23 protein-coding genes are annotated in these 24,583 nt (G+C 44.5%); 11 read left to right on the plus strand and 12 right to left on the minus strand.

Annotation, left to right across the window (positions count from 1 at the left end; translation table 11 throughout):
* The first annotated feature begins 202 nt into the window (after positions 1–202).
* The 3 genes from AAEU32_RS03005 (at position 203) to AAEU32_RS03015 (ending at position 1,810) form a co-directional block, all read left to right on the plus strand.
* The gene (locus AAEU32_RS03005) at positions 203–547 is read left to right on the plus strand and encodes a hypothetical protein (RefSeq protein ID WP_421969054.1); all 345 of its coding nucleotides are present in this window, start codon (positions 203–205) and stop codon (positions 545–547) included.
* Between the two features lie 161 nt (positions 548–708).
* Positions 709–1,104, plus strand: coding sequence for a hypothetical protein (locus tag AAEU32_RS03010; RefSeq protein ID WP_421969055.1), 396 nt, complete (start codon positions 709–711; stop codon positions 1,102–1,104).
* A 226-nt stretch (positions 1,105–1,330) separates the two neighbouring features.
* Positions 1,331–1,810 (plus strand): hotdog fold domain-containing protein, encoded by a 480-nt coding sequence (locus AAEU32_RS03015; protein ID WP_421969056.1) that lies wholly within the window; start codon positions 1,331–1,333, stop codon positions 1,808–1,810.
* Here the strand turns inward: AAEU32_RS03015 and AAEU32_RS03020 are convergent.
* From AAEU32_RS03020 to AAEU32_RS03040, 5 genes are all read right to left on the minus strand, one after another.
* Positions 1,807–2,190, minus strand: coding sequence for a bactofilin family protein (locus AAEU32_RS03020; RefSeq protein WP_421969057.1), 384 nt, complete (start codon positions 2,188–2,190; stop codon positions 1,807–1,809). The genes AAEU32_RS03015 and AAEU32_RS03020 overlap by 4 nt on opposite strands.
* A gap of 7 nt (positions 2,191–2,197) precedes the next feature.
* A complete protein-coding gene (locus tag AAEU32_RS03025; protein WP_421969058.1) occupies positions 2,198–3,307 on the minus strand; it encodes a M23 family metallopeptidase in 1,110 nt (369 codons plus the stop codon).
* A gap of 265 nt (positions 3,308–3,572) precedes the next feature.
* Positions 3,573–4,883, minus strand: coding sequence for a fumarylacetoacetase (gene fahA, locus AAEU32_RS03030; RefSeq protein ID WP_421969059.1), 1,311 nt, complete (start codon positions 4,881–4,883; stop codon positions 3,573–3,575).
* A 129-nt stretch (positions 4,884–5,012) separates the two neighbouring features.
* Entirely contained in the window at positions 5,013–6,059 is a 1,047-nt protein-coding gene (gene hppD / locus AAEU32_RS03035) for a 4-hydroxyphenylpyruvate dioxygenase (RefSeq protein WP_421969060.1), read from the minus strand.
* A 276-nt stretch (positions 6,060–6,335) separates the two neighbouring features.
* Positions 6,336–7,805 carry a peptide MFS transporter gene (locus tag AAEU32_RS03040; RefSeq protein WP_421969061.1) on the minus strand — a complete coding sequence of 490 codons (1,470 nt, stop codon included), beginning with the start codon at positions 7,803–7,805 and terminating at the stop codon, positions 6,336–6,338.
* 424 nt (positions 7,806–8,229) lie between these two features.
* Here AAEU32_RS03040 and tyrR point away from each other — a divergent pair, with 424 nt between their 5' ends.
* Positions 8,230–9,786: a transcriptional regulator TyrR gene (tyrR, locus tag AAEU32_RS03045; RefSeq protein WP_421969062.1), complete on the plus strand. Its 1,557-nt coding sequence runs from the start codon at positions 8,230–8,232 to the stop codon at positions 9,784–9,786.
* 35 nt (positions 9,787–9,821) lie between these two features.
* On the opposite strand, the gene AAEU32_RS03050 is transcribed toward tyrR, so the two are convergent.
* On the minus strand, positions 9,822–10,307 hold the full coding sequence (locus tag AAEU32_RS03050; RefSeq protein WP_421969063.1) for a hypothetical protein: 486 nt from the start codon (positions 10,305–10,307) through the stop codon (positions 9,822–9,824).
* A gap of 170 nt (positions 10,308–10,477) precedes the next feature.
* Between AAEU32_RS03050 and AAEU32_RS03055 the strand changes: the two genes are divergently transcribed.
* Positions 10,478–11,011 carry a thioesterase family protein gene (locus tag AAEU32_RS03055; RefSeq protein ID WP_421969064.1) on the plus strand — a complete coding sequence of 178 codons (534 nt, stop codon included), beginning with the start codon at positions 10,478–10,480 and terminating at the stop codon, positions 11,009–11,011.
* Positions 11,012–11,058: 47 nt separating this feature from the next.
* Here the strand turns inward: AAEU32_RS03055 and AAEU32_RS03060 are convergent, their stop codons facing one another.
* Positions 11,059–11,712 carry an OmpW/AlkL family protein gene (locus AAEU32_RS03060; RefSeq protein ID WP_421969065.1) on the minus strand — a complete coding sequence of 218 codons (654 nt, stop codon included), beginning with the start codon at positions 11,710–11,712 and terminating at the stop codon, positions 11,059–11,061.
* Positions 11,713–11,940: 228 nt separating this feature from the next.
* Here AAEU32_RS03060 and dapE point away from each other — a divergent pair, with 228 nt between their 5' ends.
* Positions 11,941–13,125 (plus strand): succinyl-diaminopimelate desuccinylase, encoded by a 1,185-nt coding sequence (dapE, locus tag AAEU32_RS03065; RefSeq protein ID WP_421969066.1) that lies wholly within the window; start codon positions 11,941–11,943, stop codon positions 13,123–13,125.
* Positions 13,126–13,167: 42 nt separating this feature from the next.
* Here the strand turns inward: dapE and olsF are convergent, their stop codons facing one another.
* A complete protein-coding gene (olsF, locus tag AAEU32_RS03070; RefSeq protein ID WP_421969067.1) occupies positions 13,168–14,889 on the minus strand; it encodes a bifunctional ornithine lipid synthase OlsF in 1,722 nt (573 codons plus the stop codon).
* Between the two features lie 170 nt (positions 14,890–15,059).
* Between olsF and AAEU32_RS03075 the strand changes: the two genes are divergently transcribed.
* Positions 15,060–15,983 carry a 2-hydroxyacid dehydrogenase gene (locus tag AAEU32_RS03075; protein ID WP_421969068.1) on the plus strand — a complete coding sequence of 308 codons (924 nt, stop codon included), beginning with the start codon at positions 15,060–15,062 and terminating at the stop codon, positions 15,981–15,983.
* A 328-nt stretch (positions 15,984–16,311) separates the two neighbouring features.
* On the opposite strand, the gene smrA is transcribed toward AAEU32_RS03075, so the two are convergent.
* The 3 genes from smrA to AAEU32_RS03090 all read right to left on the minus strand — a co-directional run bounded on the left by smrA (position 16,312) and on the right by AAEU32_RS03090 (position 17,798).
* Positions 16,312–16,905 carry a DNA endonuclease SmrA gene (smrA, locus tag AAEU32_RS03080; protein WP_421969069.1) on the minus strand — a complete coding sequence of 198 codons (594 nt, stop codon included), beginning with the start codon at positions 16,903–16,905 and terminating at the stop codon, positions 16,312–16,314.
* 116 nt (positions 16,906–17,021) lie between these two features.
* Complete coding sequence (locus AAEU32_RS03085; protein WP_421969070.1) at positions 17,022–17,231, minus strand: hypothetical protein; 210 nt, start codon at positions 17,229–17,231, stop codon at positions 17,022–17,024.
* 132 nt (positions 17,232–17,363) lie between these two features.
* Entirely contained in the window at positions 17,364–17,798 is a 435-nt protein-coding gene (locus tag AAEU32_RS03090) for a hypothetical protein (protein WP_421969071.1), read from the minus strand.
* Positions 17,799–17,947: 149 nt separating this feature from the next.
* On the opposite strand from AAEU32_RS03090, the gene AAEU32_RS03095 reads away from it, so the two are divergent.
* Positions 17,948–18,331 (plus strand): response regulator, encoded by a 384-nt coding sequence (locus AAEU32_RS03095; protein WP_421969072.1) that lies wholly within the window; start codon positions 17,948–17,950, stop codon positions 18,329–18,331.
* A gap of 221 nt (positions 18,332–18,552) precedes the next feature.
* Here the strand turns inward: AAEU32_RS03095 and rpsT are convergent, their stop codons facing one another.
* On the minus strand, positions 18,553–18,813 hold the full coding sequence (gene rpsT, locus AAEU32_RS03100) for a 30S ribosomal protein S20 (protein ID WP_105190149.1): 261 nt from the start codon (positions 18,811–18,813) through the stop codon (positions 18,553–18,555).
* Positions 18,814–19,140: 327 nt separating this feature from the next.
* Here rpsT and murJ point away from each other — a divergent pair, with 327 nt between their 5' ends.
* The 3 genes from murJ (at position 19,141) to ileS (ending at position 24,581) form a co-directional block, all read left to right on the plus strand.
* Positions 19,141–20,721, plus strand: coding sequence for a murein biosynthesis integral membrane protein MurJ (gene murJ / locus AAEU32_RS03105; protein ID WP_421969073.1), 1,581 nt, complete (start codon positions 19,141–19,143; stop codon positions 20,719–20,721).
* A gap of 62 nt (positions 20,722–20,783) precedes the next feature.
* Entirely contained in the window at positions 20,784–21,737 is a 954-nt protein-coding gene (gene ribF / locus AAEU32_RS03110; RefSeq protein ID WP_421969074.1) for a bifunctional riboflavin kinase/FAD synthetase, read from the plus strand.
* Positions 21,738–21,758: 21 nt separating this feature from the next.
* Positions 21,759–24,581: an isoleucine--tRNA ligase gene (gene ileS / locus AAEU32_RS03115; RefSeq protein ID WP_421969075.1), complete on the plus strand. Its 2,823-nt coding sequence runs from the start codon at positions 21,759–21,761 to the stop codon at positions 24,579–24,581.
* The last annotated feature ends 2 nt before the right edge of the window (positions 24,582–24,583 follow it).

Here is a 24,583-nt window from a genome sequence, read left to right on the forward strand (position 1 = left end):
TAAAATTTCATTGAGCTTTCTCCTTTTGGTTTGGTCGCCTTGAAGTTTAGTATTTCGCTAAACTTCGGGGAGAAGGTTCAATAAGTATCAAGTTACTCAAAAGGACGCAAAACGCTTGGCTTGTGCTCCTTCGTCGCTAATTTTAGCCAAGCATTTATGCGCCCATTAGTAAGGCGTTATAAGTTACTCAAGTATTGGTGTTATGAACTGTCCGGAATGTCATCATGAATTTGGTTACCTGCATTTAGATAAACTCGAAAAGGTGGGAAAGCTAACTGAATTTAATTGCCCCAACTGTAGTCAAAAACTGAATAATCGACCAATCAAAGAGATTACTCAGAAGGCAAGTTGGTTAATCTATGGTGGATTAATTTTGTTTTTGTCGTTGTTATTGGTTAATTACCTAGTATACGGAGATCAAATCAATAGCATCATAAAATACCTATTACTCTTTGTTGGTGTAGGTAGTTGTTTGCTCGGCTACATACATTACGGCAAGCTAAATAAAAAGCTAAACTATGAAAAGGTATCTGTAGGTAACTTATAACAAGGCAATTATGTTTGGGACGTCTAAAGCTTGGCTGGCGCTCATTCTTCGCTGATTTTAGCCAAGCTTAATACGCCCCATATTGCGGCGTTAGGCATCAAGGAGGATGGATGAATCGTCGAGAGAACAAATACCTCATAGCATCTTCAGCGTGTTGCTTTTTGGCAGCATTAGCTCATTTGGGATGTATTGTGTTTGGAGCTGACTGGTATCGAATGTTTGGGGCCGGAGAAGCGATGGCACAAATGGCGGAGCAAGAGCTTTGGTACCCTTCACTGGTCACGCTCACAATAGCAGCAATTTTGTGTTTTTGGGGTATTTTTGCGTTAGCTGGGGCGGGCGTAATAAAGAAACTTCCATTTACGCGTTCCATTTTAGTAGTGATAACAAGTGTTTTTCTCCTCAGAGCATTTTCATTCCCAGTACTAATGCCAAGCTTTCCAGATAATACCTTAACTTTTTGGCTGACAAGTTCAGGTATCTGTTTGTTAATAGGTAGTTTGTTTGCAGTGGGTACAAAGCAAGAGTGGTCGAGGCTCACTCAGGCAAATGCCTAACAAACGGTCTTTAAATTCTTGCGGATATTTATTTCTCATAACACCTTCTATCTTACTTCATTTTCAAAATAAAAGATGTCTAGTTGTTTGAGGGGAGATCATTCCAAAATCTCATCGTGCCGTAGATTCTCATTTTGAATGGCACTCGCCACTACGCATTTGAGAGTTGCAATTATCCGTTATCTCATATTTACTGGTACGATGAGTTAAATAATGAGAACTAAGTATGTCAACTCCACCATTACTAAAAACCTATAACAAAATGATCGGTTGGCCTTTTGGCCATTGGCTGTTTTCTAAAGCAGTGTGTATGAAAGCGCCGTATTTTGGCTCCATTAAGCCGAGAATTACCTCGTTAGAAGCAGGGAAATGCGTCGCACGAGTTAAAAACCGAAAGGCAGTGCATAACCACATAGGCACGATTCATGCGATTGCGCAGTGTAATTTAGCTGAACTCGTTGCTGGGGTAATGACGGATGCTACCGTACCACACAAAACTCATCGCTGGATCCCAAAAGGGATGACTGTTGAGTATTTAAATAAAGTAGAAACAGATATGCAGGCAACGGCGCAAATACCTATGCCGCATGAGTTCAGCGATAAAGAAGATTTAATTGTGCCTGTAGAAATCACTAATGACGCAGGGGAATTGGTGTTTCGCGCAGCAGTCACCATGTACATTACTGCGCGAAAGAAGGCTGATTAAGACTCAGCGACGAGGACGTCTTCTTCGTTGCTGACAACCGAAAGCGCTTCGTGTTGCGCAAGTTGCTTAATTTGACCTTCCATTTGTGCGCCAGCAGCAATACTCAGGGTGTTGTGATACACATCACCTTTGACTGTTGCTGAGCTTTCAATCGCAACCTTGTTTGCGCTGATCGAGCCACTTACTTCGCCGTGAATGGTTACTTCATTTGCTTGCACACTGCCATCAACTCGGCCTTGGCTGCCAACAAGTAATACGTCGGCTTTGATGTCGCCATCGATGCGACCATCTAATTGAACTTCGCCTTGACTGATAAGTGAACCAGTCAGTCGAACGTCTGCAGAAATCAGGGAAGGGGTGTTGTTGCTCTTATTATTCACAATAGGGCTACTCTTCTGTGTATCTTTGTTCTTTGAAAACATCGGTTAATGCCTTGGTGATTTTTACCGGGTTGATGTGCTTATTGTTATGTAACACCTCATAATGCAGGTGCGTCGCAGTACTGCGACCGGTACTACCCATTAAAGCGATGACTTCGCCTTTTGATACCATGTCACCACGTTTCACTTTAATCTTGTTTAAATGACCAAAGCGCGTAGTAAAACCATTTGCGTGCTCAATTTCGATGAAACGACCGTAACCACCGTTACGTCCAGCGCGCACAACCGTACCATCGGCTGGTGCAAAAATTTCGGTATTGCGCCACGCTGCTAAATCAACACCTTTGTGCATTGCGCGAGAGCCGTTTATTGGGTCTTTACGCAGTCCAAAGCTGCTCGAGATATAGTAGTCAGCGGCAGGAAGCATATGCGGTACTTGCTCAAGCATGTTCTCAAGTTGATTCAACGTCAGTAGCTTATCTACCACTGACATTGAGCTCAGGTCTTGTTCATCAGCATCTAATGGTTCGAGTGGGCCGCCTTGGGCAACTTGTTGCGCACTTTTGGCAACAAGTTCTTCCATCAGAGTTTGCGGAAGGCTTGCTCGAGCAATGGCCTCTGAGAGCATGACCTCACGCTTTTCAATTGCTTGGTCTAGTACAAAGAAGGTATTGCTTTGACGTTGTTCTAAGTTAGCAAGTCTTTGCTCAACGCCAGAGTCAAACTGATTGTCACTGGCTTCAAAAGGCACACCTTGCTGTGGCATCAATGATGCGGGTAGGGAAGCAAGTACATTATGAGTGAGTTGTTGGCGCTGCTCTAGCTTTGAGAGCTGGGCAACAAATTGTTCATGACGTTGCTGCGCTTGTTCTAATTGCAGGCGCAGTTCGTTGTTTTGTGCAATGACATCGCCACTGCTCAATTGCAGTTGGCTCTGTTGCCAAAAGTTATAACCGCCAAACGCAGCTAAAGACGCGACACATACAAATGCACCAAGAGCAAAACCACACTGTTTTGTAGTCGATAACTCAAGGACTTTTACTTCACCGAGCTGGCGAATTAACAGTTGTCTTGCAGGAAACAACTTAGTTACAAAGTATGATTTTACTCGCTTCATATATACAAACTTCTGACAAAAACGTAGCTAAGATATCAAGGTGAGATTAAAAAGCCAGCAAAAAATTGTAACTCAACCCAAAAAAATGCAGTTTATCTCAGGTACACAGAGATAAACTGCATTATTTAGACCGAACTGTATGGTGGTGTCATTGAGGCATTATGTGTGCACTATTCCAAGGTTTACATAGAATAGCTATGTTGCGCAGGTCTAGCCGTGCCAAAACACCCCAAAAACTTACAGCAAAGGCCAACATGCCCTCGCTTTACTTAGCAGGTAATACTGTTGAGCGACACTCACCGAAGCCGATGCGGGCAAAACCTTGCTTTTCACACCATCCGCGCATGATCACCGTGTCACCATCTTCTAGGAAAGTACGGCTTTCACCATTACCTAAATCCAATGACTCTTTACCACCACGTGACAGCTCAAGCAGTGAGCCTGCTTCTTCGTGCTCAGGACCTGATTGTGTGCCTGAACCAAGCATATCACCAGCGTTAAAGTTACAGCCATTTACCGTGTGGTGAGCAACCATTTGTGCCACTGTCCAGTATGAGTGCTTGAAGCTTGACTGTGAAAGTTTCGCCGCTGGGGTGCCTTGTTCACGCATTTTTTGAGTTTCAACAGCCACATCCATTTGGATATCTAACGCACCTAGCTCGCGGTTTTTCGCAGACTCTAGATACTCAAGTGGCTGTGGATCGTTCTCGTCACGCGTCCACGCCATGCGATATGGCGCTAAAGCTTCGTTAGTAACAATCCAAGGAGAAACGGTTGATGCAAAGTTCTTTGCTAGGAATGGACCAAGAGGCTGGTATTCCCACGCTTGTAGGTCACGTGCAGACCAGTCATTGAATAAACAAAAACCAAATACGTGTTCGTCAGCGTCATCTAGTGCAATTGACTCACCTAGTTCGTTGCCTTTACCAAGGTAAATGCCGAGTTCTAGTTCGTAGTCCAAACGTTTACACGGGCCGAATGATGGCGCATCTGCATCAGGCGCTTTTGTTTGACCTTTAGGGCGAGGGAAAGTTTGACCACTTACACCAATGCTTGAGGCTCGGCCGTGGTAACCAATTGGTACCCATTTGTAGTTCGGTAGCAATGGGTTATCCGGACGGAACAAGCTACCAACAGCCGTTGCGTGGTAGATAGACGTATAAAAGTCAGTGTAATCACCGATATGACATGGTAGGTCATATTCAACATCGCTTTGAGCGATAAGCGCTTGTGTTAGTGCTTGCTCGTGCTCGCTGCCAGTACGTAATGCTTTTGACAGTGCAAGGCGCAGTGCTGACCAATGGGCTTGTCCCATCGCCATAAACGCGTTCAATGTTGTTTGTTGAGCCGCTTCAAGCGCTTCTTGAGCAAGGCCGCTGAAAATGCCCATGTGCGCAACAGCAGCTAAATCGACTACTTGGTCACCAATTGCAACGCCACCACGAAATGCTTCGTTCGTGCCAGCGCGACGGAATGAGGCAAAAGGCAAGTTTTGGATAGGAAAATCTGTGTTGCCATTGTTCGCAGAGCTGACCCAGCTGGTCAGGTTAATGTCGTGCGTTTCATTGAGTTGCATGAGTTATTCCTTTTGCTAAAGCTTTTATGTGTTATTGAGCCATAGAGAAAAAAAACAAGGGCTCGGAACTTAAAAAAGCAGTGCCCGCATAATACGAGCCCTGCTTTTTGGCGCTAAATAAAACTGCGCTTAGATAACGCCGCGGCGCTCTTGGTCACGTTCGATAGACTCAAACAGTGCTTGGAAGTTACCTTCACCGAAGCCACCGTCATCAACACGTTGAATCATTTCGATGAAAATAGGACCAAACAGGTTCTTAGTGAAGATTTGTAGTAAGTAACAATCTTCGCTTTGGCTATCTACTAAGATCTGGTGTTGCTTGATCTTCTCTTTGTCTTCTTTAACCCAAGGTACACGGTCAAAGATAGTGTCGTAGTAGTGATCAACGATATCTAATGTCGCGATGTTGCTTTGATCTAGCTGATCAAGCGATGCAACTAGGTCATCAGTTAAGAAAGCAAGGTGTTGTACACCAGGACCGTTATATTCGTTCAGGTACTCATCAATTTGGTTGTTGTTGTTGTCTTTACCTTCATTGATTGGAATCGAGAACGTTCCGCACGGTGATTTAAGTGCGTATGACAACAGGGCTGTTTTTTGACCTTTGATGTCGAAGTAACGCACTTCAGTAAAGCCAAATACATCTTTGTAGAAGTTAGCCCACGTTTCCATCGTGCCTTTGTATACGTTGTTCGTAAGGTGGTCGATGCGCAAGAAGCCCTTGCTTGAAACAACATTTTGCTCTTCTAAGTCTACGAAGTCAGTGTCGTAGATGCTGCCTTTATCACCAAACTGGTCGATGAAGTAAATCAGGCTGTCGCCGATGCCATAAATCGCTGGGTATGGCATGTCTTTGTGAGTAGAGTCAGTTGCTGGCTTAGCGCCGCGTTCTACTGCTGTGTCGAACGCCTTCTGAGCGTCCTGTACACGCCAGCCCATTGAACAAATAGCAGGGCCATGGCTTTTAGCAAACTCAGCTGAGAAACCGCCACGCTCGTTGTTCAGTAGGAAATGGATATCGTTTTGGTTGTAGTAAACGATGTCTTTATCTTTGAATTTCTTTAGCTTTGAAAAACCAAAGTCGGTAAAGATTTTGTCCATGTAGTCCGCATCTGGTGTTGCGTACTCAGTAAATTCAATGCCCATTAGGCCTAATGGATTGTTTACTTCACTCATGATGTTGCTCCACTTGCTGTGTTATTGGTGTGGCCTCGGCGGTAGAAGTCGATAATTCGAATAAAGCGCCGCCATAGGCTCAAGACCATATTTGTTTGAGCGCATAATCGGAGAAAATGTTCGAAAGCGAAAGCTTTTGGGGGGAATTAGCTAGACAGATATCTGTAAACAATGGTGGACAATAAAGTCAAAGTGTAAGCTTTTCGTTAAATTGGCGATACGCTTTTTTGCAATAAAAAAGGCGCCTTAAGACGCCTCTATATGATTTTGTGAGTATTACTGCTTCTCACCAGTGAGCTCTAATTCTTCTTCAAGAAGTTGCTCTTCATCATGTGTACCTTCGGCACCATGCATCCAGTCTACTAGCTTATCCGCAAGTAGCCACAAACAGATACCAGCCAAAAATGCCATCACAGCTACACCACCAAAGGTGCTTAGAGGACCTGCGTCGCCTACTAGCTTACCAATTTCTGCTGCAGCATAGTTACCTACACCAGAGAAGAAGAACCACATACCCATTAATAGTGATGTGTACTTAAGCGGCGCTAGTTTTGACACCATTGATAAACCGATAGGTGATAAACATAGTTCACCCATGGTGTGGAATACGTAGGCCATGACTAACCAAATTACGTGTGCTTTGGTGTTTGCATCGTCACCGATTTGCAAAGCAGCACCCACCATAGATACAAAGCCTAAGCCAAGGAAGAACATACCTAGGGCAAACTTGCGTGGTGAATCTGGTTCTTTGTCACCCATGCGGATCCAGAAACTTGCAAAGATAGGTGCAAGTAGGATGATGAAAATAGGGTTTACAGCTTGTAGCCAACTTGCAGGCATTTCCCAGCCAAAGAATACAAGGTCAGTTTTGTATTTTGCGAAAAGGTTCATAGAACCAGCTGCTTGCTCAAAACCAGCCCAGAATACGATAGTGAAGAAACTCATGATCAAAATTACTTTGATGCGGTCACGCTCTTCATGAGTCAAAGGCTTTTTAGACGCTGATTCGTTGTTCTCACCTGTTTGCTTTGCTGAAGGAACAGTACCAATGTTACCTAGGTATTCGTTAGCAAGAGCCAGCTGAAGGATAACACCCAGAAGCATACCGATACCGGCAGTTAGGAAACCATACTGGTAGTCAAACTTTTCACCGATTGAACCAACAACGAAGTAGCCAAGGATTGAACCTAGGTTGATACCCATATAGAAGATAGTGAATGCGCCATCACGACGTTTGTCACCTTCTGAATAAAGGTCACCAACCATGGTTGAGATGTTTGGCTTGAAGAAGCCATTACCAATGATGAGTAGACCAAGACCCAAGTACATAAACTCTACTTCAAAGCCTGCAACCATTTCATGTGGCGTACCTAATGCAAATTGGCCCAGGGCCATGATGATACCACCAGTGATGATAGCTTTACGCTGACCTGATACGTTATCAGCGAACCAGCCTCCTAACACAGGAGTTACGTAAACCAAAAATGCATAAAAGCCTAAGATGCTAAGGGCATTTGAATTAAGTGCTTTTTGATACTCTTCATCTGCACCAGTTGCTAGTGGGTCAATGCCAAAGTAGGCCATATCCCAACCCATAGCGGCTGCTGTAGCAACAGTCGATAGGTATAACACGAAAATACCGCGCATACCGTAGTAGCTCATGCGTTCCCACATTTCAGTGAAAAACAACAAGAACAGCCCTTTCGGGTGACCTAAAAAGTCACCTGTTTTAGGTAATGAACTCATTAAAAACTTCCTAAACTAATTGATTTATTATTTTGCGATGTCTGGCAACGCAGTTTTTAGTAGACCGTATTATTGCTTTTATTTTCCTATTTCACCGTTAACAGATGAATGAGCATATCGTTCACTTAGGGTTATAGGAGGTCTGTATCGGCAGGATAAAAGAGCGGCTAACAATCTGGATGAGTGCAGCGGGCGCTGCTTTATCCTAGCGACAAACGCGCGACAGTATACATATCCAGTGACATCAGGGGAAGACTTACGGCTTAACATGCAGTGAATGCCGGGTGCTATAAAGGTACAAGTCAGGTTTGGTGCGCTTTATGGCAAGTTTGTGCAAAAATGTTTACAATTTGCTACCCACCTGATGATGATTTAGCGTATCATTGCGCCTGCAACACATAGCAACCGCGCGACTGAGGAATTCATGCGTCTTGAAATATATTGTCAGGATAGAATTGGTATCGCTCAAGAGGTACTCAATATTCTGGTTAACTATCAGGTGGATCTCAAAGGTATCGAAGTCGATGCCAAGAACTGCCGGATGTACGTTAGTTTCCCTCCCATCGAGTTTGAACAGTTTCAAAAAATCATGCCGTCAATTCGTTTAATTGACGGTGTCGAAGACGTTCGAACCACTGCCTTTTTGCCTTCTGAGCGTGAGCACAATGAGCTTAATACCTTATTAAGTGCGCTGCCTGATGGTGTGATCTCAATTGATAACAAAGGCTGGGTGCGTTTATGCAACTCTGCAGCATGTCGTGATTTACAGATGACTGAGCAAGAAGTTGTTGGTGCAAACATTAATAACTTGCTTAAAGGCTTTAACTTTACGCGTTGGTTAGAGGGCAAGGAAGTGCTCGGGCAAACGACGCGTGTGGAAGTTGCGGGTGAGGACTTTATTGCTGATATTCTGCCTATTGCTATTCCTCAGGGTGATGAGAAAAATGCGCTGGCAGGTGCGGTTATCAATATCAAATCGCAAAGCCGATTGGGCCAGCAAGTCAGTGCGTTTCGTCGCTATGGGCAAGAAAGCTTCGCGACCATTCACAATTACTCAACGGCCATGCGCCGCACTGTGCGTGAAGCGCGCAAAATGGCGCAGCTCGAAGCCCCTATTCTGATTACCGGTGAAACGGGTACCGGTAAAGAGTTGTTAGCGCGTGCGTGCCACTATGCATCGAATCGCTCTATTAAGCCTTTTATTGCCCTTTCATGTGCTTCATTACCAGATGATGTCGCAGAGTCTGAATTATTTGGTTATGCCGGATATGAAGATAATGCTGCGCCAAAACGTGGTGTGCTAGAGCAAGCAGATGGTGGTACCGTCTTTCTTGATGAAGTCGGGGAGATGTCGTCTCAACTGCAAACCAAGCTTCTGCGTTTCTTGCAAGACGGTACATTCCGTAAAGTCGGCGACGAGAACGAAGTGAAGGTCAATGTGCGTATTATTGCAGCTACGCAAAAGGATTTACCTGCGATGGTGCAAGAAGGTAAGTTTAGAGAAGACCTGTATTATCGCATCAATGTGTTGACCCTCGAAATTGCGCCATTGCGTGACAGAAAAGCGGATATAGGTCCTCTAGCTGAACATTTTGTGCAGAAGTACGCACAACAAAGTGGTGCCGATATTCCAACGCTGAGCGAAGAAACCATTGAATATTTGCAGTCCTACCCTTGGCCAGGCAATGTTCGACAATTAGAAAACGCGATTTATCGTGCTGTTTCTTTGTTGGATGATTCACAGCTCACAACCGAGCATCTGCAGTTACCAACGTTCACAAATGATTTGGGTTACTTGGAATCAGACTTTGAGGGTAGTTTGGATCAAGCTGTGAAACGATTTGAGGCAACCTTATTGCGCAAACTCTACCCAGCCTATCCGAGCTCAAGACAGCTCGCCAAGCGTTTAGGGCTGAGCCATACCGCGGTCGCGAATAAGCTACGTGAGTATGGTATTAACCGCAAAACGGTTAAAGTGTAGCGCACAACCCACCAAGGATGTGCGCTACTTTCGCGCTAGTCCTTGGTGCCCATATTTTTGGTCACACCACTGGCAGTAATGCTATCGATACCATCTTTGCCAAAGTTTAATTTAATGGCGATGTTACGATTATTTAAAAAGAAGCTGCGGTCATCAATTTTCAATTCATAGTTGCCCATTACCGGCTGTTCAAAATTGCGCTTTTCTAAGCGAATGATGTGATTGCCCAACTCCCAATAAAAACTTTCTACCCAATCAGATTTAAACTCTTGAACCCACACATTTTTCTCGTCTTTACTGAGCACAAAAGCGATGGAATAGGATTCTGGTAGGGTATCCATATCATAGGTTTTTTTACCGATACGGAACTGTTTTTTATCACTGTTCCAAGCAAAGCCATAGGAAAATGCAGAGGCTTCACCTTGCGCATTCTTTGTTTCACCTTTGCCGACAAAATCAAAATCAGCCAAACATGGCATGCTTGTTAGCAAAGCAGCCGCTAGTAGTATTTTTGTTTTCATTTTCTTATTTACCAAACAACTCGTTATCGTTCTTAACATAGAGCACAGTTGAATTTGATGCAACTTATTGGAATAACGTGAGGTTTTTTATAAGCAATGTTATTATAGTGGTCTTACCTGTTACATCTCATGAGCTAGGTTAACACGCCCTAGGCATTTGGAGCTTTTTTGTGAATTTGTATTTTCGATTGATATGGTTGTTTTTTAAAATAAAAGGCAATAAGACACAGCAAGAACTACTCGACACGGTAGATATCCAATTTCGTGCTTGGCCTCTTGATTGCGATATTAATTTACACGTTACCAATTCTCGTTATCTTGCTTTGATGGATGTCGCCCGCACATGGATGACAGAGCGCTTAGGGTTATTAGGCGCGGTTATGAAACGCCGTTGGTTCCCTATAGTAAATGCCACTGCTATCACTTACATTCGCGATATTAAACCTTGGCAGAAATTCACCGTATCTACACGCCTAGTCGGGTGGGACCACAAGTATTTCTATATCGAACAAAAGTTTACCTCCCACAAAGGGCTTCATGCTATCGCTTATGTGCGTGGCGTATTTCGTGGCCCAAGCGGTGTTGTCGATGTCGAAGAGATTGTTGCCTTAGCAGGGTATGAAGGCGAAATGCCGATTCTACCGGCTGAAATTGTGCACTGGAAAGAAATGCTAGAACAAAAAAAAGTGACTAACAAAAGGTAGTCACTTTATTCGCTTACATTAGCAAGTGGTTTCTGTGAAACTGTAAATTAGAAGCTATAACGTACACCGACCATAGCAACAACTGGGTCAATTTTTACATCAACCGTAAGAGCTTTAGCGCCATTAGCGTATACAGCTGCTTTGCTGTCGATATCCATAAAACTTACCATGGCGTGGATCCCCCAGTTTTGCTCTAGGGCATAGTTAAAGCCTACTTGACCTGCAAAGCCGAATGAGTCGTCCAGTTTTAGTTTAACGTCATTGGTGCCAAGCACTGTTTTTAGATCTTGGCTCGCTTGCTCGTCAAAAAAGATAGTGTAGTTCACACCTACGCCAATGAATGGGCGGAATTTGTCACCTGCTTGACCAAAGTGATATTGACCAAGAAGTGTGGGTGGTAGATGTTTAATATTACCAATTGCTGCACCTTCTAATCCTGCACGACCATTCACATCGTGGCTAAATGGCGTAGCGGCAATTAACTCGGCTGTCCAGTTATCGTTAAATGCATAATCAAAGGTTAAACCAAGCTGTGTGTCATCATCTGCACTGAGGCCTAATGCAGGTGCTTCATTGATCGCAGAAACTGCGTTGTCTGGATTAACGTTGATTGCACCTACGTTGATGCTCAGGTTTGCGTGAGCTAAAGAAGAGGTACCAAGTAAAAGGCCAACTAACGCTGCGCTAAGTGTTTTTTTCATCGTCATCATCCTAGTAGATAAACTAATTTAATTTGTTGTTGGCCCTATTATCATCCCCTAGCCAAAACAAAAACTGTTCTAGATCAACAATTGGCAGCTGTTTTATGCAAAGTAGGTCGGATCTTTGATTTAGATTAAACTTTTAGGCTTTTTAACTGCATGGCGCTGACATCATGGTGTCATAAAGTGTGGCTGTAATGAGCAAGAAGGTTTTACACGGAGACAGTTATGTCACTCACCGCCTGTGCTCAACAGCAATACAATCACGATGCTGTGCATTATTTACAACGGCTTATTCGTTTCAAATCAGTAACACCGGATCATGGTGGCGCAATTACTTGGCTCGTTGAGCAGTTAACACAGCGAGGTTTTACCACCGAGGTTATTTGTTCCCATGGAGTAACAAATCTTGTTGCGTACATTGATTTTGGTGTTGGGCCAACTTTTGCATTTAGTGGTCATGTTGATGTGGTCCCTGCAATTGAACATCGGTGGTGCTGTGCCCCTTTTGCCGGTGACATTATCAACGGTGAAATAATAGGGCGTGGTGCGGCAGATATGAAAGGAGGCATTGCGGCTATGTTAGCCGCTACAGATAGATTGCTGTGCGACGAACCAAATCAAGGCAGATTCTATTGGCTTATCACCTCCGATGAAGAAGGAGAGGCTGAATATGGTAGTGCGCTGATTGCCAAGTATCTCCAAGAGCAGGGGGTTAGGGTCAATGCGTGTTTAGTGGGGGAGCCGACGTCACAACACAAAGTAGGTGATACCATTAAAAATGGTCGCCGCGGCGCACTGTCGGCTCGCGTTCGTGTTAGCGGAAGAAGTGGCCACGTTGCCTATCCTGAAAATAGTATTAATGCAGCGCACATTGGCGCAAACATAGCTCTTGTGTTGCAAGCAATAAAGTGGCCTGAAGATATCCTTGGTTCAAAAACGTGCCTACAGGTCACAGCAATAGATGTCCCTAATAGTTTGGATAATTTGGTTCCAGCGCGTTGCCATCTCGCATTTAATGTGCGCTACAGTCATGCTTATCATAGTGATGACATAATCAATACCGTTGAAGGGGCATTATCATCGTGGCGTGAGTATATAGATATTAGCTGGGAGCGTCCGTGTGAACCCTATTACACATCGCCCACTTCAGGCTTTGATGCAATAGCTCTGCTGGAGCAGGCGATATATGAAGTGACACAAAGTTATCCATCTTTGAGCACCAGCGGAGGTACGTCGGATGGTCGCTTCTTTGCAAACGAATACACTCAGGTTGTTGAGTGTGGCGTAAGAAATCACACCATTCATCAAGACAATGAACGTGTAGCGATTGCAGATTTAACCGTTATCACTGACATTTACGAGTACATGTTAAAAAGTGTATTTAACCGCGATGAGGCAAGCCAGTGTTGATACTGGCTTGATGCTTAAGAAAATAAAGTACACGCCCAAGAGTTACTGGGTCGGCTGCGCATGTAAATAGCGAGCTGCCTTTTTCTCTTTAAGCGCGCTCATATCTACCAACACGAGTCCATCAATACAGTTGTTAAAACATGGGTCCACACTGAAACTTAGAAACGACACCCCCCCGGGCTCACATAAATCAGTGTATTGTTTATAGAGCGTTGGTACTTGCGTATTCATATTTGCTAATACATGTTTGAGCTCGGTAAAGTCAGCTTTTGCATCGTGACCACAGAACAGTTGCTGTGCTTGTAACTGGGTGCCTTCGCTTACTGTAAATGCATGCTTTGGTTGCGCTAAGGTGTGCGAGTGTTGGTAGTAACCTTGGTAATAATGCACTAACAGTTCTTTGGCATTTTGCACCATGGTATTTGAGAGGCTGACCGCACCAAATAAATAGCGATATTGCGGGTAGCGGCGGATAAATGCGCCAATGCCAAACCACAAGTAGTCAAGGCTTTTGCGACCCCAATATTTAGGTTGAACAAAGCTGCGCCCAAGCTCAATGCCTTTGTTAAAGTATTCCTGCATTGCTTGGTCATAATTAAACAAGCTCGCGGTATATAAACCGTCAATGCCTTGCTCTGCTATTACCTCGTCAGCACATGCAAGTCGGTAAGCACCTACTAACTCTAAGTCTTTTGGATCCCAAAGCAATAAGTGATGATAATACATGTCATATTTATCAACATCACGGCGTTGCCCACTGCCTTCGCCTACCGCTCGAAATGCGATTTCCCTGAGGCGACCTAGTTCGCGAAAAAGCGCAGAGCTCCCCTGATAGTGATATAGATAAATCTGCATGCCATCGTGTGTTTGCCCAAGCAATTCACATTCGTTAAGTGCTTGCACTAGCGCCTTGGGGCATTCCTTTTGTGCAATGGGCAACTGTGTTTTGAGCACCAAAGGTTTTTTACTACCAAGACGATAAAGCTGTTTGCGAATGAGTTGGCTCACTTCTTTGCTGCTTAGGTGTTCAAGCGCATAGGCGTGATGTGCGATGGCACTACCAATTGTCAACTCGAGTGACTTTTGCCGCTGCTTGAACATTTCTTTAACCAACAACAGGCTTGCCAACGGTTTATACAGTAGCGAGGTGCTGTAAAACAGTGGGCTATTTTTTGCTTTGATGTGAATAGGTAAGATTGGCGCATGGGCTTTTTGGGCGATGCGCACAAAGCCATGGTTCCAATCGCAGTCTTTGACACCACTTGGCGTAAGCCTGGATACTTCACCCGCGGGGAAGATAAGCAGCGCACCTTCATTTTTGAGGTGATTATGGATATCACTGAGTTCTTTCTTCTTGCTGTTTCCGCTCAGATTGTTAACAGGTAATAGCAGCGAGTGCAGCGCCTCTATACTCATTAGCAAACGATTAGCGACAACTTTTATATCAGGGCGAACGCGTGCAAGAGTGCTAATGAGTGCGAGCGCATCGAGTGAGCCGATAGGGTGGTTTGCTACAATCACTAATCGTCCCTCACAGGGGACATTGTCTAGCTGTGAATTTATACACTTGGTAGTGAAGTTAAGTTCATCAAGCACCTGTTCAATAAACTCCAGCCCCTGTAGGTGTGGATAGGTGTTAGCAAAGGCAATGAATTCCTGCTCGTGAAGTAAGTAGCTTAATCCTTTTTTCACCAGTCCTTTAATTTTTGGACAGTGCGCTAGGCGCGGCAAATTATCGGCCATTACTTTATCAACACTGATCATAGCGAGTCCTAGTTTTAGCAATTTACTCGCTAGGGTAATTTTCAAGTATGACAATGCGGTGTCTACGTGATGACACTTTAAATAACCTAATGCGCTGAAGTTTAGGGCAGGTAGATGACGACTTAGTGATGCTGTGGGATACTTGAGCTTTGCATTTTAGGGAGCACATCATGAGTTTGTTGGTGGCCATACCAAATCGTAATATTGATAAGTTACTTACCCAACTCAAAAGACACTTGGGTGAGGATCTGGTGCAGCAATGGCCGGATGTTACAGACCCAGATTCAGTAACCATGGTACTTGGCTGGCAAGTGCCTGCGGATTTGTGGCAAAGCGTGCCTAATGTGCAAGCTGTCGCTTCTTTTGGGGCTGGGGTGGATGGTCTAAATTTGGCTGCAGTGCCACAACATTTACCGGTGACACGTGTCGTGGACCCTAATCTTGCCACAGATATGGCTGAATATGTGCTGAGCCAGATCCTGTTACATAAAACTAATATGCCAAGGTACACCAGGCAGCAACAGCAATCTCTTTGGCAGCCAAAACGTGTTCAACCACATAATCGTGTTGGGCTTTTAGGTTTTGGACAATTAGGACAAGCCATCGCCAAACGGTTACATGCTAATGGCTTTGAGATCATGGCTTGGTCTAACAGCCAAAAACAAGATGCGGACGCCGTACACCATTTTTATGGTGAATCGGGGCTCCATGAAATGGTTGCCCGCACAGATTATCTTGTATGTGTACTTCCTTTAACACAGCAGACAACCCAGATTATCGATGCGCAATTATTGGCTTTGCTGCCAAGTCATGCGGTTGTTATCAATGTCGGTAGAGGTCAGCATCTTGATGAGCAAGCGCTTATCGAAGCAATAAAAGAACAGCGTATTGGCGGCGCTTCTTTGGACGTTTTTACGCACGAACCTTTGCCCACAGAGCATGAGTTTTGGCACAATCCACATATTATTGTGACCCCGCACTGCAGTGCATTAACCAGTGTCGATACAGTGGTTAATCAAGTCGTGGATAATTACAATCGTTTACAACAAGGAAGCCCCTTAGAGCACTGTATTGATAGAGATAAAAACTATTAAGATCAGACAGATATAAGTCTTTGGTGGTAGTACCTATTAACTACTGTTTAAGTAAACAGCTTGTTAAACTTGCTTAGTTTCCATATAGTAATTGCGTTACATTTTTGATGTATAACAAAAATAAAAATACCAGTCGTTTTGAAAAATGCTAATGGGAAGCGCAATGAGACACAACCAAGGTGGGGCTAAGTTTAGTTATGTCCTAGTGTGGGTAGCCCTTTTGGGGTTAGCTGCCTGGTTTAACCAAGCCAATGCAATGCCGTTATAAGCAAGAGCTAGAATCACAATTCGAATGTAAAAATGCCGAGGACACCTCGGCATTTTCATGTCAGCGTTTAGCGTGTAACTCTCTATTCTCTAATTTCTTTTGCGCACTTTTTTTAAGCAACACATAGGTGGAACCTAAACCACCATGGCACTTAAGTGCACTATGAAAAGCGAGCACACAGTCGAGTTGCTCGAGCCAGTGACGTACATAGCTCTTAAGTATGCCTTTGTGAGGTTGGCTTTTCTCACCGATACCATGGCGAACTAATAGCACTCTGATATTACGTTGATGGCAATCAGTTATGGTCTCAAACATAGCTTTTCGAGCCTGTACGAGCGTTTGCCCGTGCAAATCGAGCGTGGCATCAACGTCATACTTGCCCAAGCGCAAGTTTTTAAACACACCTTCTTGGACACCCGACTTTTTAAATGCGAGAAAGTCATGAGGCTCTAGAAGCTCGACATGTTCGCTCGCTAAAAGATTCTCATCGAGTATAACCGCTTGCTCTGCTGCACGACGCTTTTCTAGCTGAGCGAGAGTGGGTGTGTTGGGGCGACCATAATGATTGACTGTATCGGGTTTTGCCAATGGAGTAACATCGCCCATAAATTCGGCAAACAAATGACTATCTTGGGCTTGGTTTGATGAGCTCATGAACGCCTCGCTAGAGTTTAATACAGCTAGAGTCATGTTAGCTTATTTTATTGATTGTGTACCACAGCAATTGCTTGCTGTGGTTCTAAATGCTGAGATTTTCGCCCGTTGTAAACTTACATTAGCGAGTTAGTGACACGGCTGGTGTACACTTTGAATAGATAAAAGGTGTTAATCAATACAAGGGTGACGTTAGTTAAGCCATTTGGCGTTACTAACTGTTGAGCATGGACAAAAAACAACAACCCTATTGCCAAGCTCGCGGCAATGCGCAAAAGAGTGCCATGGCTTATAAAAAAAGCACCAATAGCAAGAGCTCCAAGCATTAGTTGAATTCCAAGGTTAATGTCCAATTTACGCCACTCCAAAAAGATATTTGTTCAAAAAAGGGTCGCTATTATGCAAATCAATGTGGCGCTGAACAAACGAAAAAAAATACCGTTTTCAGATAAGTTTTTCTAACTCGAAATAAGGTGGGAAAGTGCCGATATGAAACCGTCTTGTTTCACTATTTGGTATTTCTGGCAGGTGTTAGCCTGAGTGATATCCTGACATAAGTAGAGACTATCGCCTTCGATAATTGACTGCACATGCAAGGAAGAGTCCACGAGTGACGGGCCTCCGAGGAGCTCAGGTAGATACACGCTGGTGCTTACCATGCCGAGTTTCTCATAGGTTATAAGTTGCGGTTTGGGGATGAATAAAAATACAAGGGTTATGCATATAAAAATATAAAGCATAAGTTTCGCTGATGAACTTTTGCCTGTTGTTTGTGGTTGTACGTCGCTATGTTGGCTCTGAGTTGGCTGTGCCACAGTGTCTTGCGCAGGTTCATGTTTCTTTTTTTCAGGGCGTTGAGCTTGTTTGCGAACAGGCGCTTTACTTAACAACATAACCAGACTCTTTCCTATATCATTGTGCGAATAAACGTGATTAGCCTTGTCTTGATAGGGCTCTGTAATATAATCATTCAAAGTATAGCGCGGTGCTAACACTTAAGTTAATAAATCCGTCCTTATTTGTGGATGAAGTGAGAAACTCAATGGAAGATGATATTGCAATTTTAATTGTGGACGATGTGGGGACTGTGCGTAGCTTTTTGAATCAAACCTTGGTTCACCTTGGAATTGATGATATTGATGAAGCCCCGAACGCAGCCCAGTGCATGGCAGCATGTGCAAAAAAAGAATACGACATTATATTTTTAGATATCGAGTTACCAGATGGTGATGGTAAAGCGATGATAGCGGATATTAATGCGGTATCAGAGAAAACCAACGTAGTGATGGTCAGTGCGCATTCCAATATCGAGAATGTCAAAGAAGCAATTGATAATGGCGCGAAGGGATTTGTTGTTAAACCGTTCTCGCCCAAGAAAATAGCTGCGATTTTGAAAAAGTTTTATCCAAAAATCGAGTTTGCTTAGTTCAAACCGATCAACTTAACGAGAGAATCACTCTAGCTGCTAAATATTATACAAATGCCGTTAAAATTTTTCTGTGTTGAATAACTACACCAGTAAAATATTGCCTTGTTATCGCCGTGTTATGCAGATCGATATCAATGGCCAATTGGTTTTGGCAGCGAGTGCAGAGCAGACATAAAAAAACCGGCCTAGGCCGGTTTTTTTCTAAGATTAAGCGCTAATTAAAGAGCTTTGATCTTAGCAGCAAGACGGCTCTTATGGCGAGCTGCCTTGTTCTTGTGGATTAGACCCTTAGTTGCGTAACGGTCTAGGATTGGTGTCGCTACAGCGAAAGCAGCTTGTGCAGCTTCTTTGTCGCCAGCTTGGATGGCAGCGATTACTTTTTTAGTGTACGTGCGCATCATTGAACGACGGCTTGCGTTGTGCTGACGGCGTTTTTCGCTCGTTACAGCGCGTTTCTTTGCAGACTTGATGTTAGCCAAGGTTTGCTCCTAACAATCTTAAATAAAGCTTATATTTAAAGGCCGTGGACTATGCCCGTTTTTTTTAAATTTGTCAATCAAATTTATACTGTGGCAAAGCCAACTGCTGGAGTAACGAGTCGCCAATGACTACCGGGAGACACATATACACAGTGCGAAATTTGGGTTAATGCACTGTATACCCAATAAAAGTTGATCTGTTATTGCAGTTTAAGGCCTGTGACCGCGGCGGATTATAGCAAAGCAAATTGACGCAGACCAGCGCTGTATTCACTTGAATTTTATTGGCATAATGCAAAGCATTAATGTCAGCCCAAGAGAGGATGTGTGGCTAACAGTTTATTTCGTTCGGGGATGATAGTCAGCGCAATGACGATGATCTCACGTGTTCTGGGGCTTGTACGTGATGCTGTCGTAGCAAATTTGCTGGGTGCAAATGCGAGCGCAGACGTATTTTTATTCGCTAATCGTATTCCAAATTTCTTACGCCGATTATTTGCAGAGGGGGCATTTGCACAAGCCTTTGTGCCAGTTCTGAGTGAAATTAAAGAGCAAGAAGGCGATGATGCAGTGAGATTATTTGTCGCTAGGGCTGCGGGAACACTCGGAACTATCCTACTGATTGTGACCATTTTAGGGGTAATAGGCTCTCCCATTATTGCCGCTTTGTTCGGTGCGGGCTGGTTTGTTGACTGGTATCACGGTAGCGGTGATGGTGATAAGTTTATACTGGCGGCAGAGTTGCTCAAATGGACTTTCCCTTATCTATTCTTCGTCTCCTTAGTGGCCTTAAGCGGGGCTATCTTAAATGTGTATAACCGCTTCGCTGTAGCTGCATTTACCCCAGTGTTGCTCAACGTCTCTATCATTGGCTGCGCGATTTTTTTACACCAACAATTTGATGTGGGTGCATATGCACTGGCAATTGGTGTATTTGTGGGTGGGGTAGTGCAGTTGGCATTCCAATTGCCGTTTCTATATCGCGCAAAAATGCTAGTTCGCCCGCAGTGGGGCTGGCAAGACAAGCGAGTAAAGCAAGTGCGTACTTTAATGATCCCGGCTTTGTTTGGTGTATCGGTGTCGCAAATCAATTTGTTTTTGGACACTGTGATCGCTTCTTTCCTTGTCACGGGATCCATAGCATGGCTGTATTATGCCGACCGGCTCATTGAATTTCCTCTTGGCTTATTTGGCATTGGCATCGCTACCGTGATTTTGCCAACCTTGTCCAAGCTACACGCCGGTGACAAAAGTTCAGATTTTCAAGTGACCCTTGATTGGGGGGTACGATTTGTCATTTTTCTTGGCTTACCAGCGATGGTTGGGTTGATGCTCATCAGCCCGCTGATTATCACCGTATTATTCGACCATGGAGCCTTTTCAAGTTCAGAGCATGATCATGTTAACGCTGTAGCACTTGGCGTTGCTGCCTATTCTGTTGGCCTTGTGAGCTTTATGTTGATTAAAGTATTAGCACCTGGGTTTTACGCCCGACAAGACACGCGCACTCCGGTGCGAATTGGCATTATTGCCATGGTGTTAAACATGGTGTTTAACCTCATGCTGGCTCCCTTTATAGGTTATTTAGGGTTAGCGTTAGCAACGGCCATGTCGGCAACATGTAATGCATTTATGTTATATCGAGGTTTGGCAAAAGAAGGGGTGTATCATTTCTCTGCGTTCAGTGTCGGATTTACATTTAAATGTGTGTTGGCCAGTGCAGTGATGGGCGCTGTAGTTTACCTCTTTCAAGCGCAATTTGACTGGCAGTCGTGGGCACTGTTAGAGCAGATAGCCTTACTTGGCTCGCTGATCAGTAGCGCGGCTTTATGTTACTTTGGTGTGCTTTTTTTAACCGGTGTTCGCCCAAGTACGATAAAAAGTGTGGCAACTGCTGAATCACAGTAAAAAAAAGATTATAATCGAGCACTTTCGTCAGCAGTAGTGCGCAAAAACAAGGCATTTGAGCGATGGAGCTTATACGCGGAATCCACAATATACGCGACAAACATCATGGGTGTGTACTCACTATTGGTAACTTTGACGGTGTCCATTTAGGGCATCGTGAAGTGATCAAGGGGTTACTGCGCGATGCAAAAGCATTGAATTTGCCAAGTACCGTGATGATTTTTGAACCGCAGCCGCAAGAGTTTTTCAGAAAAGAGCAGGCGCCAGCGCGTTTGACTAGGTTACGTGACAAACTCGCGTTACTCGCTAAGTTAGGTGTAGAGCGGGTTATATGTGTGAGCTTTAATGCCAAGTTCGCCAATTATGAAGCCCAAGATTTTGTGCGCCAAGTACTGATAGAAAAGCTGGGTGTTAAAGCCTTGACTGTGGGGGATGATTTTCGCTTCGGTCATGACAGGGCGGGGGATTTCACCCTGCTAAAACGCATTGGCGAGCAAGCTAATATGGCGGTGAAAAATACCGACAGCTTCAAAAAAGCAAACGCTCGCGTCAGTAGTACCGCAATTCGTACGGCCCTCAAAGATGGCAAATTAGAGCAAGCTAAAGATATGCTTGGTCATGATTATGCAATCAGTGGCCGTGTGATCCATGGCTGGAAGAAAGGTCGAGAGCTTGGCTTTCCAACCGCAAATGTCGCGCTCAAGCGCCAAGTATGCCCACTCAGTGGCGTGTTTGCTGTGCAAGTAGACATTGCAGGGCGACAAGTCTATGGGGTTGCAAATGTGGGTAATAAGCCCACATTTAATGGTACTCGTGCATTGTTAGAAGTACACTTATTCGACTTTGAAGAGTCGATATACGGACAATTTATAGAAGTGAAGCTCAAACATAAGCTTCGCGACGAACAAAAATTTAATGGCCTCGATGAACTCGTGCAGCAAATACAGCACGATGTTATTGCGGCAAAACAGTTTTTTACTTTATCGACAAACGCTGAACGCAGCGAAAGTCTGTAGCCGATACGGAAAGTAGGATTAATGAGCGACTATAAACATACCTTAAACTTACCGGAAACTGAGTTTCCAATGCGTGGCAACCTAGCCCAGCGCGAACCAAAAATGTTGAAGCAATGGTACGAGCAAGACTTGTACGGTCAAATTCGCGCAGCAAAAAAAGGTAAGAAGTCTTTCATCTTGCATGATGGACCTCCTTATGCGAATGGCAACATTCACCTTGGTCACTCAGTAAATAAAATCCTTAAAGACGTGATTATTAAGTCGAAAACTTTATCTGATTTCGACGCACCGTACGTGCCTGGTTGGGACTGCCACGGTCTACCTATCGAATTGATGGTAGAAAAGAAGGTTGGCAAGCCAGGGAATAAGGTAACGGCTGCTGAATTTAGACAAAAATGTCGTGAGTATGCGGCAAAGCAGGTTGATGGCCAAAAGACTGACTTTAAACGTCTTGGCGTTTTCGGTGACTGGGACAACCCTTACTTAACAATGAATTTCGACTTTGAAGCTAATGCAATTCGCACGCTTGGTCGCATCATTGATAAAGGTCATCTACACAAAGGCGCCAAGCCTGTGCATTGGTGTACGGACTGTGGCTCTGCTCTTGCAGAAGCAGAAGTGGAATACCAAGACAAGCAATCACCAGCAATCGATGTAAAATTTGTTTTCACTGATGAGCAAGCTGTTGAAACAGCCTTTGCCCTCAATGCTGAGCACAAAGGCACAGGTAGCATCGGTACCGTGATTTGGACGACAACGCCTTGGACATTGCCTGCGAACCGCGCAGTTGCTGTTCACGCTAACCTTGAGTATGCGTTGGTTCAAGTTGAAGACGAAGGTCATCAACAGCGTTTAGTGCTAGGTTCTGAGCTTGTTAAAGATTGTATGGATCGCTTTGGTTTTAAGCATTTCCACACGCTTGGCTATGCAAAAGGGGCTGCTCTTGAAAACTTGCAAGCCGCTCACCCATTCCTAGAGTTCAACGTGCCTGTCATTTTAGGTGATCACGTGACGACTGACTCTGGTACAGGTATCGTGCACACGGCCCCAGGTCATGGTCAAGAAGACTACGCGGCAGGTCTTGCGTATGGTTTGGAAGTGGCCAACCCTGTAGGTGCAAATGGCGTGTATTTACCAGATACGCCAATTTTTGCAGGCCAACATGTGTTTAAGGCGAATCCAGCGGTAATCGAATTGCTACAAGAAAAAGGTGCGTTAATGCACCACCATGCACTTCAGCACAGCTATCCGCATTGTTGGCGCCATAAAACACCCATTATCTTCCGCGCGACACCACAATGGTTCATTTCGATGGACAAAGCCGGTTTGCGCCAAGATTCAATCGCAGAAATCAAGAAAACTCAGTGGCTACCAAGTTGGGGCGAAAGTCGCATCGAAAACATGGTAGAAGGCCGTCCTGATTGGTGTATCTCACGTCAACGTACATGGGGCGTGCCGATTGCATTGTTTGTAGATAAAGATACAGGTGATTTGCACCCTAATACTAGCGAGTTAATTGAAAAAGCTGCGCAATTAGTGGAAAAAGAAGGTATTCAAGCATGGTATGACTTGGACCCAGAAACACTCTTAGGCGCAGATGCTGAGCGTTATGTAAAAGTACAAGATACCCTAGATGTGTGGTTCGACTCAGGCGTAACTCATGCGTGTGTGATGGATGCGCGAGAAGAGTTGACCTCACCGGCTGACTTATACCTTGAGGGTTCTGACCAACACCGTGGTTGGTTTATGTCATCGTTGATGACAAGCGTTGCCATTCATGGTCGCGCACCATACCGCCAAGTTATGACGCATGGCTTCACTGTAGATGAAAATGGCCGCAAGATGTCGAAATCTTTAGGTAACGTTATTTCTCCGCAAGACGTGATGAACAAAATGGGCGCTGACATCCTGCGTCTTTGGGTTGCATCTACAGACTTTACTGCAGAAATGACGGTGTCAGATGAAATCTTCAAACGCGCAGCGGACCGTTACCGTCGTATCCGTAACACTAGTCGTTACTTACTTGCGAACCTAAGTGGCTTCAACCCAGCAACTGACTTAGTCGATATCGCTGACATGGTTGAATTAGACCGCTGGATTGTGTCGCGTGCGGCGCAATTACAAGAAGAAATTATCAATGCGTACGATGAGTATTCACTGCTTGTAGTAACGCAAAAGTTGATGAATTTCTGTACGGGTGAGCTTGGCTCTTTCTACTTAGACGTAATTAAAGACCGTCAGTACACAGCGAAAGCAGATTCTCATGCTCGTCGTTCATGTCAGAGCGCGCTATATCACATTGCCGAAGCGATGACGCGTTGGATGGCACCAATTTTGAGCTTCACAGCACAAGAAATATGGGAAGTCCTTCCAGGTGAGCGTAGCCAATTTGTGTTCACAGGTACATGGTATGAAGGTCTTGCTTGTGTAAACGGTAAGTTCTCTGATGAGCAATGGCAAACCGTACTGAGTGTGCGTGACGCGGTAAACCGCGTACTTGAAAGCGCACGTAAAGAAGAGGTGATCGGTGCGACATTGCAAGCAGAAGTTACTTTGTATGCAAATGAAGAGCTCAAAGCGACATTAGACGCGTTATCAGATGAGCTTCGTTTTGTGCTGTTAACTTCAAAAGTATCGGTACTCGCTCACGGCGACAAACCGGCTGATGTTGAAGAGTCTGAGTTGGCAGGACTTGCTGTAGCGGTTGGTGCAACCAACGCGCAAAAGTGTGACCGTTGTTGGCACTACTGTGATGACGTAGGCACGCATGCTGAACACCCTGAACTGTGTGGTCGCTGTGTAACCAACGTCGATGGTGATGGCGAAACACGTCAGTTCGCATAATT

The organism is Pseudoalteromonas maris (assembly GCF_049257235.1).
Taxonomy (GTDB): Bacteria; Pseudomonadota; Gammaproteobacteria; order Enterobacterales; family Alteromonadaceae; genus Pseudoalteromonas.

Excerpts from the sequence above, each read along its gene's own strand:
- AAEU32_RS03005 (WP_421969054.1), top strand. The coding sequence starts at position 203 with ATGAACTGTCCGGAATGTCATCATGAATTTGGTTACCTGCATTTAGAT.
- AAEU32_RS03015 (WP_421969056.1), top strand. The coding sequence starts at position 1,331 with ATGTCAACTCCACCATTACTAAAAACCTATAACAAAATGATCGGTTGG.
- AAEU32_RS03025 (WP_421969058.1), bottom strand. The coding sequence starts at position 3,307 with ATGAAGCGAGTAAAATCATACTTTGTAACTAAGTTGTTTCCTGCAAGA.
- fahA (WP_421969059.1), bottom strand. The coding sequence starts at position 4,883 with ATGCAACTCAATGAAACGCACGACATTAACCTGACCAGCTGGGTCAGC.
- hppD (WP_421969060.1), bottom strand. The coding sequence starts at position 6,059 with ATGAGTGAAGTAAACAATCCATTAGGCCTAATGGGCATTGAATTTACT.
- AAEU32_RS03040 (WP_421969061.1), bottom strand. The coding sequence starts at position 7,805 with ATGAGTTCATTACCTAAAACAGGTGACTTTTTAGGTCACCCGAAAGGG.
- tyrR (WP_421969062.1), top strand. The coding sequence starts at position 8,230 with ATGCGTCTTGAAATATATTGTCAGGATAGAATTGGTATCGCTCAAGAG.
- AAEU32_RS03050 (WP_421969063.1), bottom strand. The coding sequence starts at position 10,307 with ATGAAAACAAAAATACTACTAGCGGCTGCTTTGCTAACAAGCATGCCA.
- AAEU32_RS03060 (WP_421969065.1), bottom strand. The coding sequence starts at position 11,712 with ATGAAAAAAACACTTAGCGCAGCGTTAGTTGGCCTTTTACTTGGTACC.
- dapE (WP_421969066.1), top strand. The coding sequence starts at position 11,941 with ATGTCACTCACCGCCTGTGCTCAACAGCAATACAATCACGATGCTGTG.
- olsF (WP_421969067.1), bottom strand. The coding sequence starts at position 14,889 with ATGATCAGTGTTGATAAAGTAATGGCCGATAATTTGCCGCGCCTAGCG.
- AAEU32_RS03075 (WP_421969068.1), top strand. The coding sequence starts at position 15,060 with ATGAGTTTGTTGGTGGCCATACCAAATCGTAATATTGATAAGTTACTT.
- smrA (WP_421969069.1), bottom strand. The coding sequence starts at position 16,905 with ATGAGCTCATCAAACCAAGCCCAAGATAGTCATTTGTTTGCCGAATTT.
- AAEU32_RS03085 (WP_421969070.1), bottom strand. The coding sequence starts at position 17,231 with ATGCTTGGAGCTCTTGCTATTGGTGCTTTTTTTATAAGCCATGGCACT.
- AAEU32_RS03090 (WP_421969071.1), bottom strand. The coding sequence starts at position 17,798 with ATGTTGTTAAGTAAAGCGCCTGTTCGCAAACAAGCTCAACGCCCTGAA.
- AAEU32_RS03095 (WP_421969072.1), top strand. The coding sequence starts at position 17,948 with ATGGAAGATGATATTGCAATTTTAATTGTGGACGATGTGGGGACTGTG.
- ribF (WP_421969074.1), top strand. The coding sequence starts at position 20,784 with ATGGAGCTTATACGCGGAATCCACAATATACGCGACAAACATCATGGG.
- ileS (WP_421969075.1), top strand. The coding sequence starts at position 21,759 with ATGAGCGACTATAAACATACCTTAAACTTACCGGAAACTGAGTTTCCA.